Below are 16,633 nucleotides of genomic sequence, written 5' to 3' on the forward strand. Positions count from 1 at the left end.
GGCATGACGGTGTACGGGATCCACAACTCGCACGAGCAGGTCCACCCGGCGAAGCTGCTGGAGACGGTGGTGCGCGCCGAGCAGGCCGGGTTCGCGGCCGCCATGTGCTCCGACCACTTCTCGCCGTGGAGCGCCCGCCAGGGGCAGTCCGCGTTCGCGTGGTCGTGGTTGGGCGCGGCGATGCAGGCCACGCGGCTGCCGTTCGGCATCGTGAACGCCCCCGGCCAGCGCTATCACCCGGCGATCGTCGCGCAGGCGATCGGGACGCTCGGGGCGATGTTCCCCGGCCGGTTCTGGGCGGCGCTCGGCACCGGCGAGGCGTCGAACGAGCACATCACCGGCACCGGCTGGCCCCGCAAGGAACTGCGGACACAGCGCCTGCGGGAGTGCGTCGACATCATCCGGGCGCTGCTGAGGGGCGAGGAGGTGAGCCACGACGGCCTCGTGAAGGTGGACCGCGCGCGCCTGTGGACCCGTCCCGACGAGCCGCCGCCGCTGATCGGCGCCGCGGTCAGCGTGGAGACCGCCCGCTGGTGCGCGGAGTGGGCCGACGGCCTCATCACGGTGAACGCCCCGGAGGAGCACCTCCGCCGCATGATCGACGCCTACCGGGAGGCCGGCGGCCGCGGCGACCTGCACCTCCAGCTGCACCTGAGCTGGGCGCCGGACGAGCAGACCGCCCGCGCGATCGCGCACGATCAGTGGCGCAGCAACGTGTTCCCGCCACCGGTCTGCTGGGACCTCGACACGGCGGAGCACTTCGACGTCGTCTCCGAGCACACCCCGGTCGAGGCCGTCGCGCAGGTCGTGCACATCAGCGCCGACCTGAACAGGCACACGGAATACCTGCGCAAGTGCGCCGATCTCGGGTTCGACCAGATCATGCTGCACCACGTCGGACAGGAACTGGAGGGTTTTGTGGACGCCTTCGGCGCGAAGGTGCTCCCTCAGCTGAAGGCGTGAAAGCTGCCCGCGCGGGTGCCGAAGTAGAGCGACCCCTTCCACACGGCGGGGGTGGACTCGATGCACCCGCCGACGGTGAGGTCCCACAGCGGCGTCGGGGGAGCCTGGGTGTCGCGCACGTCGAACGCGTGCAGAACCCCCAGGCAGTCCCCGATCACCAGCACGTCGTCCACCACGACCGGCGACTGCCACACCTGCCCGCCCGGCAGGTGGAACCGCCACCGCACCGCCCCGCTCGCGCGGTCGATGCCGAGCACGTCGCCGCCGGTGGTGTCGAAGATCGCGAGGTCCTTGTACAGCGCCGGGGTGCCCCAGACGCCGGCCGGCGTGGCGCCGGTGTCCGGATGGCTCCACACCAGCGGGGCCTCCGGCTTCGACGGGTCGAGCTTCATGATCTGCCCGACCTCGTGCGAACGCGCGCTGCCCTTCTCGTATTCGGATCCCACGTAGAGCATGCCGGCCTCGTCGACCACGATGGTCGCGTCGGTGTCGTCGCCGGTCCAGAAGCGGAAGGTGCGCTCCGGTTTGCGGCCCTGCTTCAGGCCGGCGATGTTCCAGCCCTGGACGAGGCCGCCGGAGTTGGCGAAGTAGACGGTGTCCTTGTGGATCGCGACGGAGTTCTCGATGGAGACGGCGCGGTGGCCGATGTCGCGCAACTGCTGCTCATCCCAGCCGGGCGCGTGGAAGATCAGTTCCGGCGCCACGGTCACCTTGCCGTCGGGGCCGTAGCCGCGGTTGAGCTTCACGATGTGGAACTGGCTGTTCTCGCCGCCGATGAAGAGGTGGTCGTCGATGACGAGCCCGGCGCCGTCCCAGTCGTCGTTCCACATGGTGGGGGAGACCGCGTCGGCCGAGAGTTTCCACAGCTCGGTGGGCTTGTCCCGGTCCACGGCCAGCACCCGGTAGTAGTTGTCGCGCGAGCCGGAGTAGACCAGCGGGAAGCCGTCCGGGTCGACCGTCACCGAGCCCTTGATGATGTCGCCGGTGGGGAAGTCGGGGAGGATGCGTTCTCCCGTGCCGGCGTCGAGGAAGTGGATCTTCTTGTCGTAGGCGCCGAAGACGACCCAGGTGCGGCCGTCGCGTTCGAAGACCGCGGGCTGGCCGGTCCAGCCGGAGCCGCACCACTCGCTGGGACCCTTTTCGTCGATCGAGGTGCCGCAGAGTCCACCGTTCCCCGGAAAGATCCATTTGCGTCCGGGGGCGGACCGGGAGATCGGTCCGGTGCCGTAGTAGGTCCTCGTCGGATTTCCGCGGAACGTCAACAGCCCCGGCACGCGATCGCCCCACGGCCTGCCCACGGCGGCCGGGTCGGACCAGCCCACGAAGGGTGCCGCGCTCGGCGAGGGGGCGGCGGCGGGCGACGATGCGGCCGGCCCCGGCTCCCAGTGCGCGTCGTCGCCCGCACCCCGGGTGAGCGCGAACGCCGTGGTCGTGGCGGCGGTGACCGCGAGCGTCGTCAGGCTCGCGATCAGGGCCATACGCCGCAGCGGCATCACGGCCACATTATGTAGCCGCAGTTTTGCCGACAGTTACGAAACCGGATTATCGGACCCTTGCAGGTGCTTCGTCGCCTCGCGCACCGACAGGGGTGACAGCTGCGGATTCTCCTTCACGAACGCGCGGACGGCGGCGGGGTCGCTCCGGGCGTACTGCCGCAGCGCCCAGCCGATCGCCTTGCGGATGAAGAAGTCCGGGTGTTCGGCCTGGAGCGCGCAGTAGCGGAACAGCCGCTCCGCGTCGGTGGCCCGCTTGTAGTGCATCTGGTGCAGGATCGCCGTCCGGGCCAGCCACATGTCCCCGTCCACGAGCCACCGGTCCATCGTCGCCACGGCGGCCGGATGCCGGGCGACGATCGTGCCCACGACCCGCGTGGCGAGCGCGTCCACGGTGTCCCACCACGCGCGCGTCGTGATCAGCAGCTCCGCCGTCGTGAGGAACGTCGGCCCGCACGCCGACGGGTGCGCCACCAGCAGGTCGATCGCGAAGTACTGGTACTCCCGCTCGGGCAGCTCCCAGCAGGCGAGCGCGACGCCGCGCAGGTCCGCCTCGGTCGGCCGGGGCAGTCCGGCGACGACCCGCTTGGCCAGCTCCCGGCGGCGGGGCGAGGGCAACCCGAGGAAGGGGAACGCGTCGCGCATGTAGGCGCGCATCGGGCCGGCCGCCGCGGGATCGGCGGCCGACCCGTAGATCGCCAGGAGCCGGTCGAGAACCGTGCGCGCGAGCGGGGTGTCGGAGGCCGCCATGCGCGAATGTTACGGCTCAGACGGCGCCCGAGAACGTGTCGCACTGCTTCGGATCACCCGTGTTGTAGCCCTGCAGGAACCACTGCTTGCGCTGTGCCGACGAGCCGTGCGTGAACTGGTCCTGGTTCACCCGGCCGCCGGCCCGCTTCTGGATGGCGTCGTCGCCGATCGCCTCCGCCGTCTCGACGGCCTGCTGGATGTCCTGCTCGGAGATCGACTTGAACAGCGTGTCCCCGTCGCGGTCCTTGGTGGTGGAGGCGCCCTTCGCCCAGGCTCCCGCGTAGCAGTCGGCCTGCAGTTCGAGCATGACCGAGTAGCGGTTCGCGTTGTTCGGGTCCCGCTGCTGGGCCCGGTTGACCTGGTCCGAGGTGCCGAGCAGGTTCTGCACGTGGTGCCCGTACTCGTGCGCGATCACGTACGGCGCCGCGAACTCGCCCTGCGCCCCGAAGCGGTTGCTCAGCTCCTGGTAGAAGGTGAGGTCGATGTAGACGTGGCTGTCGGCCGGGCAGTAGAACGGGCCCACGCCGGAGTCGGCCGCGCCGCAGCCGGTGTTCACCTGGCCGCTGAAGAAACGCGTCGTGGCCTCCTGGTACGCCTTGCCGAACGACTGGGGCAGCTGCACCTTCCAGTACGTCTGCACGGACTGCACGTAGAGGAAGTTGCGGCAGTCCGCCTCCTGGAACCGGTTCGTGTTGGACTTGTCGCACTCCTGCTCCAGCGGCTGGCCGCTGCCGGAGTTGCTCCCGGAGTCCTCGCCGCCGATGAGGCCGGTGCCGAGGCCGCCGCCGACGAACAGCCCGGCGAGCAGGACCACGACCGTGATGATGAGTCCGATCTTGCCGCCGCCGATCGGGATGGGAATCGGCAACCCGCCGGCCCGGATCCCGCCGCCACCCTGCCCGCGCAGGTCCTCGACCTGGCCGGATTCGAGGTCGGCCTGTTCGTTCAGCTCCATGGGGCGTTCGATACCCGCGGATGACGTGACGTAATCGCCTGGCAGGCCGAGCTGACACCCCGGTACGATGGTCGCCGTGCTCGCCGACCCTCACTAGAGACGATCCGTTCCGTTGCTGTCTGATCGTCCCCTGCTGTAGAAGGAAGCGAGCTTCATGATCTCCGCTACCGGCCTCGAACTGCGCGTCGGTTCCCGGATCCTGCTCTCCGACGCCAACCTGCGGGTCCAGCCCGGCGACCGGATCGGGCTCGTCGGGCGCAACGGCGCCGGCAAGACGACCACGCTCAAGGTGCTCGCCGGTGAGGGCCAGCCGTACGCCGGCCATCTCGACACCCGCGGGGCGGTCGGCTACCTGCCGCAGGACCCCCGCACCGGCGACCTGCACGTGACGGCCGGCGACCGGGTGCTCTCCGCGCGGGGGCTCGACACCCTGCTGGCCGAGATGGCCAAGCTCGAGATCGAGCTGCAGAACGGCGGCGACGACCGCACGGTGCGCCGCTACGGGGCCGTCGAGGAGCGGTTCGCCGCGCTGGGCGGGTACGCCGCCGAGGCCGAGGCCGCCCGGATCTGCGCCAACCTGTCGCTGCCGGACCGGGTTCTCAAGCAGCCGCTCGGGACGCTGTCCGGCGGTCAGCGGCGCCGCATCGAGCTGGCCCGCATCCTGTTCGCCGACGCGGCGGCCACCGGTGGCGGCACCCTGCTGCTCGACGAGCCGACCAACCACCTCGACGCCGACAGCATCACGTGGCTGCGGGCGTTCCTCGCCGGGCACAAGGGCGGCTTCATCGTCATCAGCCACGACGCCTCCCTGCTCGAGGCGACGGTCAACAAGGTCTGGTACCTCGACGCCAACCGGTCGACCGTGGACGTCTACAACGTCGGCTGGAACGCCTACCTGGAGCAGCGCGAGACGGACGAGCGCCGCCGCCGTCGCGAGCGCGCCAACGCCGAACGCAAGGCCGGCGCGCTGATGGCGCAGGCCGACAAGATGCGGGCGAAGGCCACCAAGGCGACCGCCGCGCACAACATGGCCCGCCGGGCGGAGAAGCTCCTCGGGGACCTGGAGGAGGCGCGCACCTCCGACAAGGTCGCGAAGGTGCGCTTCCCCACGCCGGCGCCGTGCGGCAAGACGCCGCTGACCGCGGAGGGGCTCAGCAAGTCCTACGGCTCGCTGGAGATCTTCACCGACGTCAACGTGGCGGTGGACCGCGGTTCGCGGGTGGCGATCCTGGGCCTCAACGGCGCGGGCAAGACCACGCTGCTGCGCATGCTGGCGGGCGTTCTGGAGCCGGACACCGGTGCCGTCGTTCCCGGGCACGGGCTGCGGTTGGGCTACTACGCGCAGGAGCACGAGACCCTCGAGGTCGACCGGACGGTGCTGGAGCACATGCGTTCCGCCGCGCCGGAGCAGACCGACGGCGAACTGCGCCGGATCCTGGGGGCGTTCCTCTTCTCCGGCGACGACGTGTCGAAGCCGGCGGGTGTGCTCTCCGGCGGCGAGAAGACCCGGCTCGCGCTGGCGTCGCTGGTGTGCTCGGGCGCCAACGTCCTGCTCCTGGACGAGCCGACGAACAACCTCGACCCGGTCAGCCGCGAGCAGGTGCTCGACGCGATCGCGCGTTATCCCGGCGCCATCGTCCTCGTGACGCACGACCCGGGTGCGGTTGCGGCGTTGAAGCCGGATCGGGCGATCCTGTTGCCGGACGGCGACGAGGACGCGTGGAGCGACGACCTTCTCGAATTGGTCGAGCTCGCCTGATTTCTTTCTGATTGGAGCGCCGCCTCAATATTGCCCAACGGGCAAGGGCGGCGCTTTATCACATCAACCTGTGTTTGTTTGTGTCCGTTTATTGCCGGACCGGCGTCTCACATCGCGCACTAACGGGTGATCATCCACAGAGGACGGTCACTCGTTGTATCGCCTTCGGTAGCACCAGAGTCACCGTAGCTATGTGTTCGATGTACCCATTTAGACATGTATGTTCGCTGTGGCAGATCACGGTAGCGAGTCCATAACGAGACTGTGCGTGTCGGTTGGCGCACGGTCGATATCTAGCGCATGATCCAACTAGACGGTCTAATAGGTGAGACCGCAACCACACCGCTCAGTCTGAGACGTGAGGGAAATCATGGCAGCCACCGCCACCACCAGCACAGAGAAGGGTCGCCGGATCGTCGGAGCGGAACGGCAGACACTCGCCAAGGATTTGGTGAAGCGTTACACCGGCGGCGAGAGCATCCGCGCTCTGGCCGCATCTACGGGTCGTTCCTACGGTTTCGTGCACCGCGTCCTTACCGAATCCGGGGTTCAGCTCCGCCAGCGGGGCGGCGCTCGACGTCGCAAGAAGGCGTGAGCGCCGCAACAGAATCCCCCACGGAAGGGCCAGGCGTTCGACTGGATCGCGACGGGCCGGTGGCAACGATCTCGTTGTGCCGGCCCGCGGTGCTGAACGCACAGACCCCGGCCATGTGGGCGGAGATCAACGAGATCGCCCGCGACCTGCCGGGCGACGTGCGCGTGGTGGTGGTGCGCGGCGAGGGCCGGGCGTTCTCCGCCGGGCTCGACCGACAGGCCGCCGCGAGCGGCGAACTGGCCAAGCTGGCCGCGTCGGAGGATTCCGTGGCGCTCGCCCGCATCGCGGGCTACCAGCAGGCGTTCAGCTGGTTGCACCGGCCGGACATCGTGACGATCGCGGCCGTGCACGGGCACGCCATCGGCGCCGGCTTCCAACTCGCGCTCGCATGTGATCTGCGTGTTGTGGCGGATGACGCAAAGTTCTCCATGGCCGAGGTGGCGCTGGGACTCGTGCCGGATCTCGGTGGTACCAAACGACTTGTCGAGCTGGTCGGCTACGCCCGGGCGATGGAACTGTGCGTGACGGGACGCCGCGTGAGTGCCGACGAGGCGGACAAGATCGGGCTTGCGAATCTTGTTGTTCCGGTGGGAGATCTCGACGGGGCGGTGCGCGACCTGAGTGCCGCGATCCTCGCGGGCAACCGGGACGCCGTCGTGGAGATCAAGGCGTTGCTCGCCGGGGCGCACGGGCGCACCTACGAGGCCCAACTCCGCGCCGAACGCGAGGCCCAGCTGCGCCGCATGCGCGAGCTGTTCGGTTCCGGGGAGTAAATACGCCACCTGGCATCGTTGATCCCCGAGGAACATCGAACGAGCGATCGGGGGCAGCATGCCACCACCCATGGGCATGGCCGGCTCCGGCGGCGGATGGAACATGCTCGGTTCCCTCCGCCGCGAGGGCGAGCTGAAAGGCAAGAAGGTCGGCGCGGCGACCGCACGCCGCGTGGCCGCCTTCGCGAAGCCGTACCTCGGACAGATCAGCGTCTTCCTGCTGACCGTCGTCATCGGCGCCGGCATCGGGGTCGCCACGCCGGTGCTCGCCGGCGACGTCGTCAACACGATCGGAAAGGGCGGCCCCGACGCCGGCGGCACCGTGGTGCGCATCGCGTTCCTGATCGCCGGGCTGGCCGTGGTCGACGCGTTGCTGTCGCTGGCGCAGCGGTGGTACTCGGCGCGCATCGGCGAGGGGATCATCTACCACCTGCGCACCCGGGTGTACGACCACGTGCAGCGGATGCCGGTGCAGTTCTTCACCCGGACGCAGACCGGTGCGCTCGTGAGCCGGCTCAACAACGACGTCGAGGGGGCGCAGCGGGCGTTCACGTCCACGCTGTCGGGCGTGGTGTCGAACGTGATCCAGCTGGTCCTCACCGCCGGCGTGATGCTGACGCTGTCCTGGCGGATCACCGCGCTGTCGCTGGTGCTGCTGCCCGTCTTCATCCTGCCGGCCCGGCGGGTCGGCCGCCGGCTCGCGGAGATCACCCGCGAGGCCTACCAGCTCAACGCCACGATGAACGCCACCATGACGGAACGCTTCGGCGTGGCCGGTGCGCTGTTGGTGAAGCTGTTCGCCCGCCCCGAGTCCGAGGCGGAACGCTTCGCCGACCGGGCGGCCCGGGTGCGCGACATCGGGGTGCAGAGCGCCATGTACTCGCGCACGTTCTTCGTCGCCATGCTGCTCGTCGCGTCGCTCGCCCAGGCGCTCACGTACGGGCTGGGCGGCTGGTACGCGGTCAACGGGCAGATCAGCGCCGGCACCGTCGTGACGCTGGCGCTGCTGCTGACCCGCCTGTACGGCCCGCTGACCGCCCTGTCGAACGTGCGCGTCGACGTGATGAGCGCGCTCGTGTCGTTCGAGCGGGTGTTCGAGGTGCTCGATCTCGCGCCCTCCATCGACGAACGGCCGGACGCGAAGCCGCTGCCGCCGGGCACGTCACGGGTGGAGTTCCGGGACGTGACGTTCCGCTATCCGAGCGCCGCGGAGGTGTCGCTCGCCTCGCTGGAGGACGTCGCCGTGCTCGACCGTCGGGTCGACGAGCCGGTGCTGCGCGGGGTGTCGTTCACCGTGGAACCGGGCCAGCTGGTCGCGCTCGTCGGACACTCCGGCGCGGGAAAGAGCACGACGGCGATGTTGTTGCCCCGGGTCTACGACGTCACCGACGGCGCGGTCCTGCTCGGCGACACCGACGTGCGCGACGTGACGCTGCAGAGCCTGCGCGACACGGTCGGCGTCGTCACCCAGGACTCCCACCTGTTCCACGAGACCATCGCCGAGAACCTGCGCTACGCCAAACCCGACGCCACCGACGACGAACTGTGGACCGCCCTGCGCCGGGCCCAGATCGAGGACCTGGTGCGCGCGGTCCCGGACGGGCTCGACACCGTCGTCGGCGAACGCGGCTACCGCTTCTCCGGCGGCGAGAAGCAGCGCATCGCGATCGCGCGGCTGCTGCTCAAGGCCCCGTCGGTGGTGATCCTGGACGAGGCGACCGCGCACCTGGACTCCGAGTCGGAGGCGGCCGTCCAGCGGGCCCTCGCCGAGGCGCTGACCGGGCGCACGGCGCTGGTCATCGCGCACCGCTTGTCGACGGTGCGCGAGGCCGACCAGATTCTCGTGCTGGACGAGGGGCGCATCGTGGAGCGCGGCACCCATGAGGAACTGGTGCGCCGCGACGGCCTCTACGCCGAGCTGTACCGGACGCAGTTCGCCGTCGCGGGCGGGGACGGTCAGATGATCCGCAGCGCGCCGCCGTCGATCGCGACCGCCACCCCGTTGACGTAGCTGGCGGCGGGCGAGAGCAGGAAGGCGGCCACCTTACCGAATTCGTCCGGCCGCCCGATCCGGCGCAGCGGCACGTTGCGGTTGATGGCCTCCTCGGCGGCCTTCGGGTCGGGGGTGGCGGCGAGCAGTTCCGTGCTGCGGTCGGTCGAGATGCGCCCGGGCAGCAGGCTCAGGATGCGCACGCCGCGCGGCCCGACCTCCTCGGCGATGTCCTTGGCGAAGCTGGCGAGGCCGGGGCGCAGGCCGTTGGAGATGGCCAGGTTGGCGATCGGCACGTGCACCGACGAGGAGAGGACCAGAGCGATCGCGCCGCCGTCCCCCAGGGCCGCGGCGACGGTCCGGGTCATCCGCACCGCTCCCAAAAAGATGGTGTGGAACGCCGTGAGCCACTGCTCGTCCGTGATCGCCGAAGCGATGCCGGACGGCGGGCCGCCGACGGAGATCAGTGCCCCGTCGATCCGCCCGAAGCGACCCAGCGCCGTCGTCACGAGGGTTTCCGCAGTGGCCGGGTCGGCCAGGTCGGCCGCGACACCGACGGCGTTGTCCCCCAGGCGCTCGACGGCGGCGTCCACAGTGGACTGATCGCGGGACGAGATCACCACCCGGGCACCGTCGCCCACCAGCGCCTCAGCGGTGGCGAACCCCAGGCCCTTGCTGGCGCCGGTGAGCACGTAGACGCGTCCGTCAAGTCCAAGATCCATGGCCCGATCCTATTAGCACCCTCGTGCACCGCGCCCGGGCGCCGGTCGTCTACCACCACCGCCTGGAGCGCGGCGACTCGCTGTACTACGCGTTCGGGCTCTTCAACGGGGCATTGAAGGCGCGGCACACGCCGCTGGTGGGTGAGCGCGCCGAGTCGTCTGGGCGTACCTCGGCATGGCGTCGACACCGGGGTGGTTCCCGCCGAACGACGGGCCCGACGAGGACCGGCCGGCGGTGTGAGAATCTTGCTTGGTGGCCATCCGGACGTATCACCCCAGGCGAGGGCGGCTCAGCGGCCGGCACCGTGACGCGCTCGACCGGCTCCTGCCGGTGTACGGGGTGTCGGAGACGTCGCCGGTGCGCGTCGACGGGGCCACGCTCTTCGGCCGGGACGTTCCCCTGGTACTGGAAATAGGCTCCGGCATGGGCGAGGCGACGGTCGAGATGGCCGCGGCCGACCCGGACCGGGGATACCTCGCCGCGGAGATCCACACGCCGGGGGTCGCCAACCTGCTCGCGGTCGCCGAGGAGCGCGGCGTCACCAACCTGCGGGTCGCCCCGTTGGACGCCCTCGAGTTGCTGCGCGAACGCATCCCGCCCGACAGCCTCGCCGCGGTGCACATCTTCTTCCCGGACCCGTGGCCGAAGGCCCGGCACCACAAGCGGCGCCTCATCCAGCCCGCGCACGTGTCGCTCGTGGCCTCGCGGCTGGCGCCCGGCGGCGTGCTGCACTGCGCGACGGACTGGCCCGAGTACGCCTCCTGGATGCTGGAGACGCTGTCGGCATCCGCTCTGGTGAACTGCTTCGACGGCTACGCCCCACGACCGGAACACCGGCCGTGGACCAAGTTCGAGCTGCGGGGTATCGAAGCCGCGCGGCCCGTTTTCGACCTCGTGTTCCGGAAGGTGGCGGGAAACAATGAGTCTCGCTGAGCGGGTGCCGCGGGGAGGCGATCCGGACGCCGTGTACGAGGCGTTCGCCGGCTGGGCCGAGGAACGCGGGCTCAAGCTGTACCCGCACCAGGAAGAGGCGCTCATCGAGATCGTCTCCGGGGCGAACGTCATCCTCAGCACACCCACCGGTTCGGGCAAGAGCCTCGTCGCGATGGGCGCGCACGTGGCCGCGCTCGCCGACGACCGCACGACGTTCTACACGGCACCGATCAAGGCGCTGGTGTCGGAGAAGTTCTTCGCGCTGTGCGACGTGTTCGGGGCGGCGAACGTCGGCATGCTCACCGGCGACGCGAGCGTCAACGCCGACGCGCCGATCATCTGCTGCACCGCCGAGATCCTGGCCAACCTGGCGCTGCGCGAGGGCACCAGGGCCGACGTCGGCCAGGTCGTGATGGACGAGTTCCACTTCTACGCGGAGCCCGATCGCGGGTGGGCGTGGCAGGTGCCGCTGATCGAACTGCCGCAGGCGCAGTTCCTGCTGATGTCGGCGACGCTCGGCGACGTGACGCGGTTCACCGACGACCTGACGCGGCGCACCGGGCGGCCCACCGCCGTCGTCCGCAACGCCGAACGCCCCGTGCCGCTGCACTTCGAGTACGCGATGACGCCGCTGCACGAGACGCTCGAGGAACTTCTCTCGACGCGGCAGTCGCCCGTCTACGTGGTCCACTTCACCCAGGCCGCCGCCCTGGAACGCGCCCAGGCGCTGATGAGCGTCAACGTCTGCACCCGTGCGGAGAAGGACGCGATCGCCGCGCTGATCGGCAACTTCCGCTTCACGGCCGGGTTCGGGAAGACGCTGTCGCGCCTGGTGCGGCACGGCATCGGGGTGCACCACGCCGGAATGCTGCCCAAGTACCGACGGCTGGTCGAGACCCTGGCGCAGGCCGGCATGCTGAAGGTGATCTGCGGGACGGACACGCTCGGCGTCGGCATCAACGTTCCCATCCGGACGGTGCTCTTCACCGGGCTGTCGAAGTACGACGGGGTGAAGACGCGGCTGCTGTACGCGCGGGAGTTCCACCAGATCGCCGGGCGTGCGGGACGGGCCGGGTACGACACCGTCGGCACGGTGGTCGTTCAGGCTCCCGAGCACGTCATCGACAACGAACGCGCGCTCGCCAAGGCCGGCGACGATCCGAAGAAGCGCCGCAAGGTGGTGAAGAAGAAGCCGCCCGAGGGTTCGATCGGCTGGGGGCAGCCCACCTACGAACGCCTCGTCGCCGCCGACCCCGAGCCGCTGCGCTCCAGCTTCCAGGTGACGCACGCGATGCTGCTGCACGTCATCGGGCGCGGCGGCGACGTCTTCGCGGCGATGCGGCACCTGTTGAGGGACAACCACGAGGACCGCGCGTCCCAACGCCGGCACATCCGCCGCGCGATCGCCATCTTCCGCGCGCTCAAGGCCGGCGGCGTCGTGGTCGTGGACGACGACGGGCAGGTGCGCCTCGCCGACGACTTCCAGGTCGACTTCGCGCTCAACCAGCCGCTGTCGCCGTTGGCGCTCGCCTCCATCGAACTGCTGGATCGGGACTCGCCGTCGTACGCGCTCGACGTGCTCTCGGTCATCGAGTCCACATTGGACGATCCGCGGCAGATCCTGTCGGCGCAGCAGTTCAAGGCCAAGGGGGAGGCCGTCGCGGCGATGAAGGCCGACGGCGTCGAGTACGAGCAGCGCATGGACCTCCTCGAGAACGTCACCTGGCCCAAGCCGCTCGCCGAGTTGCTCGACGCGGCGTACGAGACCTACCGGCGGGGCCACCCGTGGGTCGCCGATCACACGCTCTCGCCCAAGTCGGTCGTGCGGGACATGTTCGAACGGGCGATGACGTTCACGGAGTACGTGAGCTTCTACGGGCTGGCCCGTTCCGAGGGGCTGGTGCTGCGGTATCTCGCCGACGCGTTCCGGGCGGTGCGGCAGACCGTTCCGGACGACGCCAAGACCGAGGAACTCGTCGACCTCATCGAATGGCTCGGCGAACTGGTGCGCCAGGTCGACTCCAGCCTCATCGACGAGTGGGAGAAGCTGCGCAATCCCCTCGCCGCGGACGCGCCCGCCCTGGACGTCGCTCCGCCCAGCGTCACCCGGAACCTGCGGGCTTTCCGGGTGTTGGTGCGCAATGCGATGTTCCGCCGAGTGGAGCTGGCGGCGTTGCGCAGGTGGGACCTCCTCGCGGAGCTGGACCCCGACGTGGACTGGGAAGGGGCCATGGAGTCGTACTTCGAGGAGTACGACGAGCTGGGCACCGGACCGGACGCGCGCGGCCCGCGGTTGTTGCTGATCGACCAGCAGCCGGAACGGTGGCTGGTGCGGCAGATCTTCGACGACCCGGACAACCACCACGACTGGGGGATCTCGGCCGAGGTGGACCTCGCGGAGTCCGACGAGGCGGGGACGGCGGTCGTGCGGGTGACCGCCGTGGGGCCGCACTGACGGTTGTCCACAGGGGCGTGCGGGCGTTGTCCACAGGGGCGGACAGGTGAGGGCCCGGGCGGGAAGGATCTGCGGATGCGTCCGCCGAACGTTCCCTCCGTGCTGTCGCAGCGTCCCTTCCGGGGAACGCTCGCCGTCGCCGACGGCCTCCTGACCGCCCGCCAATTGAAGGGTCCGACGTGGCGCAGGCTGTTGCCCGACGTCTACGTGCATCGCGATGCGGCACTTGACCGGCTGACCCTCTTCCACGCCGCCGCGCTGCTGCTTCCCGCGGGGGCGGCGTTGAGTCACGGATCGGCGGCCTACCTCCTCGGGGCGCCCGACCTCGGCAGGTCGGGGGCGGTGCACGTGACGGTGCCGCCGCCCGCACGGCTGCGCGGAAGCGACGGACTCATCGTGCATCGCTGCCGGCTCTCCACGGCCGCCGACGATGCGATCGTCTTTCGCGGGCTGCCGGTGACGTCACCCGAGCGGACAGCGTTCGATCTCGGGCGGGTGCCGGACCCAGCTCGCGCCGTCATCGCGCTCGACATGCTGTTGTACCGGCGTCTCATTCGCGAGTCCGCGCTCCGCGACATCGGGCACTCGCGGAAGGGATGGCCGGGGATCGCGCCGTTCCGGGCCGCTGTCGCGCTGGCCCGCAGGGGCGCGGAGTCGCCGATGGAGACCCGCCTGCGGCTGGTCGTCGTGCGCGGCGGGCTTCCCGAGCCGATCACCCAACACACGGTTCTCGACCGCAACGGCGATCCGGTGGGACGGCTCGACCTCGCTTACGAAGCGGAGCGGGTGGGGCTGGAGTACGACGGCGACCAGCATCGGGAGCGTGAGCGATTCCGGCGCGACGCCGTGCGGCTGAACCGTCTGCGCCTGGCAGGCTGGACGGTGCTCCGCTTCACGGCCGACGATGTACTGCGGCACCCGGACCGCGTGGTGCGTCAGGTCCGGGCCACCCTCAAGGAGCGCAACCAATGACCCGATGACACACCAGGTACGTCAACTCCCGAGAATGAGGTACCTGGTGTGTCATTCGGTCATTGGGTTTTGAAGTCGGAGCCCTTCGTGGTGCCCTGTCTCGGGCCGGCGTGGCAGAAGAAGAAGTTCACGCCGTTGATCTGGCGCCACTGGGAGTAGCGTGCCCAGTCGGCCACCTTCGCCGGGTCCAGCGCGCGCTCCTTCATCACCGCGTCGCCGCAGCCCTCCTTGACCTCGGGGGCGTTCTTCATCGCCTCGTTGCTGATCTGGGCGTTCGACTTGAGGTAGCCGCCGGAGAACGTCTCGACGTCGTGCGCGGCCGAACACTCGACCTCGTCGTCGTCCAGTTCGCAGACGGGCTCGGTGGGGCAGAAGAGCTTGCGCGCGGCGTCGCACCACGCGAAGCCGTCGGGTGCCGGGTCGGTGGGCATCGCGGCGACGCTCGGGGAGGGGGTGGTGCCGCCCGGGCCGGCGCCGGCGCTGGACGTGGGGCCGGCGCCGGCGTTGTTGTCGCCGCCCGGGCCGTTGAACGTCTTGAACACCACCACCCCGGCCACCGCCAGGACGATGGCCACCACGAGGCTCGCCGCGACGACCACCACCCGATGCGAACGCCCGGACGGCACGGGAGCCGGTCCCCGCCACTGTCCACTGTCGACGGTGGAGTAGCCGCCGGGGCCGCTCGTCGGGATGCCGCTGACCGGCAAGCCCGTGGGGCTCGTGGTGTCGTAGCCCACGCCGGGGCCGGAGGTGGGATAGCCCGGAGCGGACGTCGGGAACGCCGGGCCGCCGGTCGTGGGGTGTGCGGGGCCGCTCGTCGGGAACGCGGGGCCGCCCGTCGTGGGGGACGCGGTGCCGCCGTAGGCGCCGGGCGGGAACGGCCCGCCGGACGTGGGCGTCGGGCCGCCCGGCAGCGGGCTCCCACCCGGGACGGGGCCGCCCGGATAGGCGGTCGGGCCGCCGGGGTAAGCGGGCGAGCCCGTCGGGCCGCCGGGATAGGCGGGCGAGCCGGCCGGGTAGCCGGGCGCCGAGGGATCGGCGGGGAAGGGTGAGGAGGGTGCCGGATAGGGCGCGCCGACGTGTCCGGCCGGTGGGTAGACCGGGCCGGCGGGCGGGCGGGGTCCGGCGCGGCCCGCCGACGGGTCCGACGTGGACGGTGCGCCGCTGTCGGTCGCGGCGGTCCGGAGGGCGCCCAGCGCGACGGGGAGTTCGGGCTGCTCGGGCACGGTCGGTGCGACGCCGAAGCGGGTGTGCAGGCGGGTGGCCACCAGCGGGATCCGGCTCGAACCGCCGACCAGCAGGATCGCCCCGAGGTCGCCGCCGCGCACGCCGGCCGTGTCGAGGGCGCGCCGCGTCTCGTCGACGGCGCGGTCGACGAGCGGGCCGGCGAGGCGTTCCAACTCCTCACGGGTGAGGTAGACGGCCTGATCGGTGCCGGGGACCGCGATCGGCGCGGACGTCGTGCGGGACAGCATCTCCTTGGCGCCGCGCACCTCCGCCCAGAACGTCGCCCGATCGCGCACGTCGCCGAGTTCGCGCGGGCGGGAGAGGCGTTCCCAGACGTCGGGGCGGCGGCTCGCGACCATGCTGCCGAGGTGGCCGACGAGCACGGAGTCGACGTCGAGACCGCCGAGGTTCTCCAGGCCGCCGACGGAGAGGACCCGGAAGGAGCCACCCGGGTCGACGGCCAGCAGCGCCAGGTCCAGCGTGCCGCCGCCGAAGTCGAAGACCAGCAGCGGCCGGCCGGGCTGCACCCGCGCGCCGAGCACCTCGGTGCAGTACGCGGCGGCCGCGATCGGTTCCTCGACCAGGCGGGGGGAGCCCAGGCCGGCCCGCCCGGCGGCCGACACCAGGACCTCGCGGCGGTGCGGGCCCCAGTCGGCGGGGCAGGTGAGCACCACCGGGTCGGCCGCCGACCACCCCGCGTTGCGGGCCTCGTCGAGCACCCGCCGCAGCACCGCCGCCAGCAGCGCCGGCACCTCGACCTCGGCGTCGCCGAGCAGCACGGCACCCTCGTCGACGCGCTGCTTGGGGTGCGGTTCGAAGCGGTGCGGCTCGACGCGGGCGAGGCGTTCGGCGTCGCGGCCGGTGCGCAGGTCGCCGTGCGCGTCGGCGTAGACGCCGGAGGGCAGCACGGGCGAGCCGTCGAAGAGGAGCGTCTGGGGGTGGCTACCGTCGCGCTGGACCACCGCGACCGTGTGTGAGGTGCCCAGGTCGACAGCGAGAAGGGTCGGCACGACTCGGGATCGTACGCGGGCGACGCTCGCGTCGG

Annotated in this window: 13 protein-coding genes; 8 read left to right on the forward strand and 5 right to left on the reverse strand. The window is 70.8% G+C overall.

The window, feature by feature from the left end:
• The first annotated feature begins 3 nt into the window (after positions 1 to 3).
• Entirely contained in the window at positions 4 to 963 is a 960-nt protein-coding gene (locus Val02_RS21545; protein WP_203900955.1) for a TIGR03885 family FMN-dependent LLM class oxidoreductase, read from the forward strand.
• Here the strand turns inward: Val02_RS21545 and Val02_RS21550 are convergent.
• From Val02_RS21550 to ypfJ, 3 genes are read right to left on the reverse strand one after another with little or no spacing between them, the layout of a single operon-like run.
• Positions 948 to 2,456, reverse strand: coding sequence for an outer membrane protein assembly factor BamB family protein (locus tag Val02_RS21550; RefSeq protein WP_203900956.1), 1,509 nt, complete (start codon positions 2,454 to 2,456; stop codon positions 948 to 950). The two genes, Val02_RS21545 and Val02_RS21550, sit on opposite strands and share 16 nt — an antisense overlap.
• A 36-nt stretch (positions 2,457 to 2,492) precedes the next feature.
• The gene (locus tag Val02_RS21555; protein ID WP_203900957.1) at positions 2,493 to 3,206 is read right to left on the reverse strand and encodes a DNA alkylation repair protein; all 714 of its coding nucleotides are present in this window, start codon (positions 3,204 to 3,206) and stop codon (positions 2,493 to 2,495) included.
• A 16-nt stretch (positions 3,207 to 3,222) separates the two neighbouring features.
• A complete protein-coding gene (gene ypfJ / locus Val02_RS21560) occupies positions 3,223 to 4,161 on the reverse strand; it encodes a KPN_02809 family neutral zinc metallopeptidase (RefSeq protein ID WP_203900958.1) in 939 nt (312 codons plus the stop codon).
• Between the two features lie 154 nt (positions 4,162 to 4,315).
• Between ypfJ and Val02_RS21565 the strand changes: the two genes are divergently transcribed.
• The 4 genes from Val02_RS21565 (at position 4,316) to Val02_RS21575 (ending at position 9,299) form a co-directional block, all read left to right on the forward strand.
• Positions 4,316 to 5,920 (forward strand): ABC-F family ATP-binding cassette domain-containing protein, encoded by a 1,605-nt coding sequence (locus Val02_RS21565; RefSeq protein WP_203900959.1) that lies wholly within the window; start codon positions 4,316 to 4,318, stop codon positions 5,918 to 5,920.
• A gap of 370 nt (positions 5,921 to 6,290) precedes the next feature.
• The gene (locus Val02_RS47510) at positions 6,291 to 6,515 is read left to right on the forward strand and encodes a helix-turn-helix domain-containing protein (protein WP_203934750.1); all 225 of its coding nucleotides are present in this window, start codon (positions 6,291 to 6,293) and stop codon (positions 6,513 to 6,515) included.
• Entirely contained in the window at positions 6,512 to 7,288 is a 777-nt protein-coding gene (locus tag Val02_RS21570) for an enoyl-CoA hydratase/isomerase family protein (protein ID WP_239153223.1), read from the forward strand. Before Val02_RS47510 ends, Val02_RS21570 begins: the two co-directional genes overlap by 4 nt.
• Before the next feature lie 76 nt (positions 7,289 to 7,364).
• Entirely contained in the window at positions 7,365 to 9,299 is a 1,935-nt protein-coding gene (locus tag Val02_RS21575; RefSeq protein ID WP_203901127.1) for an ABC transporter ATP-binding protein, read from the forward strand.
• Here Val02_RS21575 and Val02_RS21580 read toward each other — a convergent pair.
• Entirely contained in the window at positions 9,245 to 10,000 is a 756-nt protein-coding gene (locus tag Val02_RS21580; protein ID WP_203900961.1) for an SDR family oxidoreductase, read from the reverse strand. The genes Val02_RS21575 and Val02_RS21580 overlap by 55 nt on opposite strands.
• 253 nt (positions 10,001 to 10,253) lie before the next feature.
• Between Val02_RS21580 and trmB the strand changes: the two genes are divergently transcribed.
• The 3 genes from trmB to Val02_RS21595 all read left to right on the forward strand — a co-directional run bounded on the left by trmB (position 10,254) and on the right by Val02_RS21595 (position 14,361).
• On the forward strand, positions 10,254 to 10,934 hold the full coding sequence (trmB, locus tag Val02_RS21585) for a tRNA (guanosine(46)-N7)-methyltransferase TrmB (protein WP_239153224.1): 681 nt from the start codon (positions 10,254 to 10,256) through the stop codon (positions 10,932 to 10,934).
• A complete protein-coding gene (locus Val02_RS21590) occupies positions 10,921 to 13,389 on the forward strand; it encodes a DEAD/DEAH box helicase (protein WP_203900963.1) in 2,469 nt (822 codons plus the stop codon). The genes trmB and Val02_RS21590 overlap by 14 nt, the downstream gene beginning before the upstream one ends.
• Before the next feature lie 75 nt (positions 13,390 to 13,464).
• The gene (locus Val02_RS21595; protein WP_203900964.1) at positions 13,465 to 14,361 is read left to right on the forward strand and encodes a DUF559 domain-containing protein; all 897 of its coding nucleotides are present in this window, start codon (positions 13,465 to 13,467) and stop codon (positions 14,359 to 14,361) included.
• Between the two features lie 59 nt (positions 14,362 to 14,420).
• Here the strand turns inward: Val02_RS21595 and Val02_RS21600 are convergent, their stop codons facing one another.
• On the reverse strand, positions 14,421 to 16,598 hold the full coding sequence (locus Val02_RS21600) for an Hsp70 family protein (protein ID WP_203900965.1): 2,178 nt from the start codon (positions 16,596 to 16,598) through the stop codon (positions 14,421 to 14,423).
• Between the last annotated feature and the right edge of the window lie 35 nt (positions 16,599 to 16,633).

It is taken from the genome of Virgisporangium aliadipatigenens (assembly GCF_016863615.1).
GTDB classification, from domain to species: Bacteria; Actinomycetota; Actinomycetes; order Mycobacteriales; family Micromonosporaceae; genus Virgisporangium; species Virgisporangium aliadipatigenens.

Bases quoted from the DNA above. Each gene is read 5' to 3' on its own strand.
- Val02_RS21565 (WP_203900959.1), top strand. From the start codon at position 4,316: ATGATCTCCGCTACCGGCCTCGAACTGCGCGTCGGTTCCCGGATCCTG.
- Val02_RS21550 (WP_203900956.1), bottom strand. From the start codon at position 2,456: ATGCCGCTGCGGCGTATGGCCCTGATCGCGAGCCTGACGACGCTCGCG.
- Val02_RS21595 (WP_203900964.1), top strand. From the start codon at position 13,465: ATGCGTCCGCCGAACGTTCCCTCCGTGCTGTCGCAGCGTCCCTTCCGG.
- Val02_RS21545 (WP_203900955.1), top strand. From the start codon at position 4: ATGACGGTGTACGGGATCCACAACTCGCACGAGCAGGTCCACCCGGCG.
- Val02_RS47510 (WP_203934750.1), top strand. From the start codon at position 6,291: ATGGCAGCCACCGCCACCACCAGCACAGAGAAGGGTCGCCGGATCGTC.
- Val02_RS21580 (WP_203900961.1), bottom strand. From the start codon at position 10,000: ATGGATCTTGGACTTGACGGACGCGTCTACGTGCTCACCGGCGCCAGC.
- ypfJ (WP_203900958.1), bottom strand. From the start codon at position 4,161: ATGGAGCTGAACGAACAGGCCGACCTCGAATCCGGCCAGGTCGAGGAC.
- Val02_RS21590 (WP_203900963.1), top strand. From the start codon at position 10,921: ATGAGTCTCGCTGAGCGGGTGCCGCGGGGAGGCGATCCGGACGCCGTG.
- Val02_RS21575 (WP_203901127.1), top strand. From the start codon at position 7,365: ATGGCCGGCTCCGGCGGCGGATGGAACATGCTCGGTTCCCTCCGCCGC.
- Val02_RS21555 (WP_203900957.1), bottom strand. From the start codon at position 3,206: ATGGCGGCCTCCGACACCCCGCTCGCGCGCACGGTTCTCGACCGGCTC.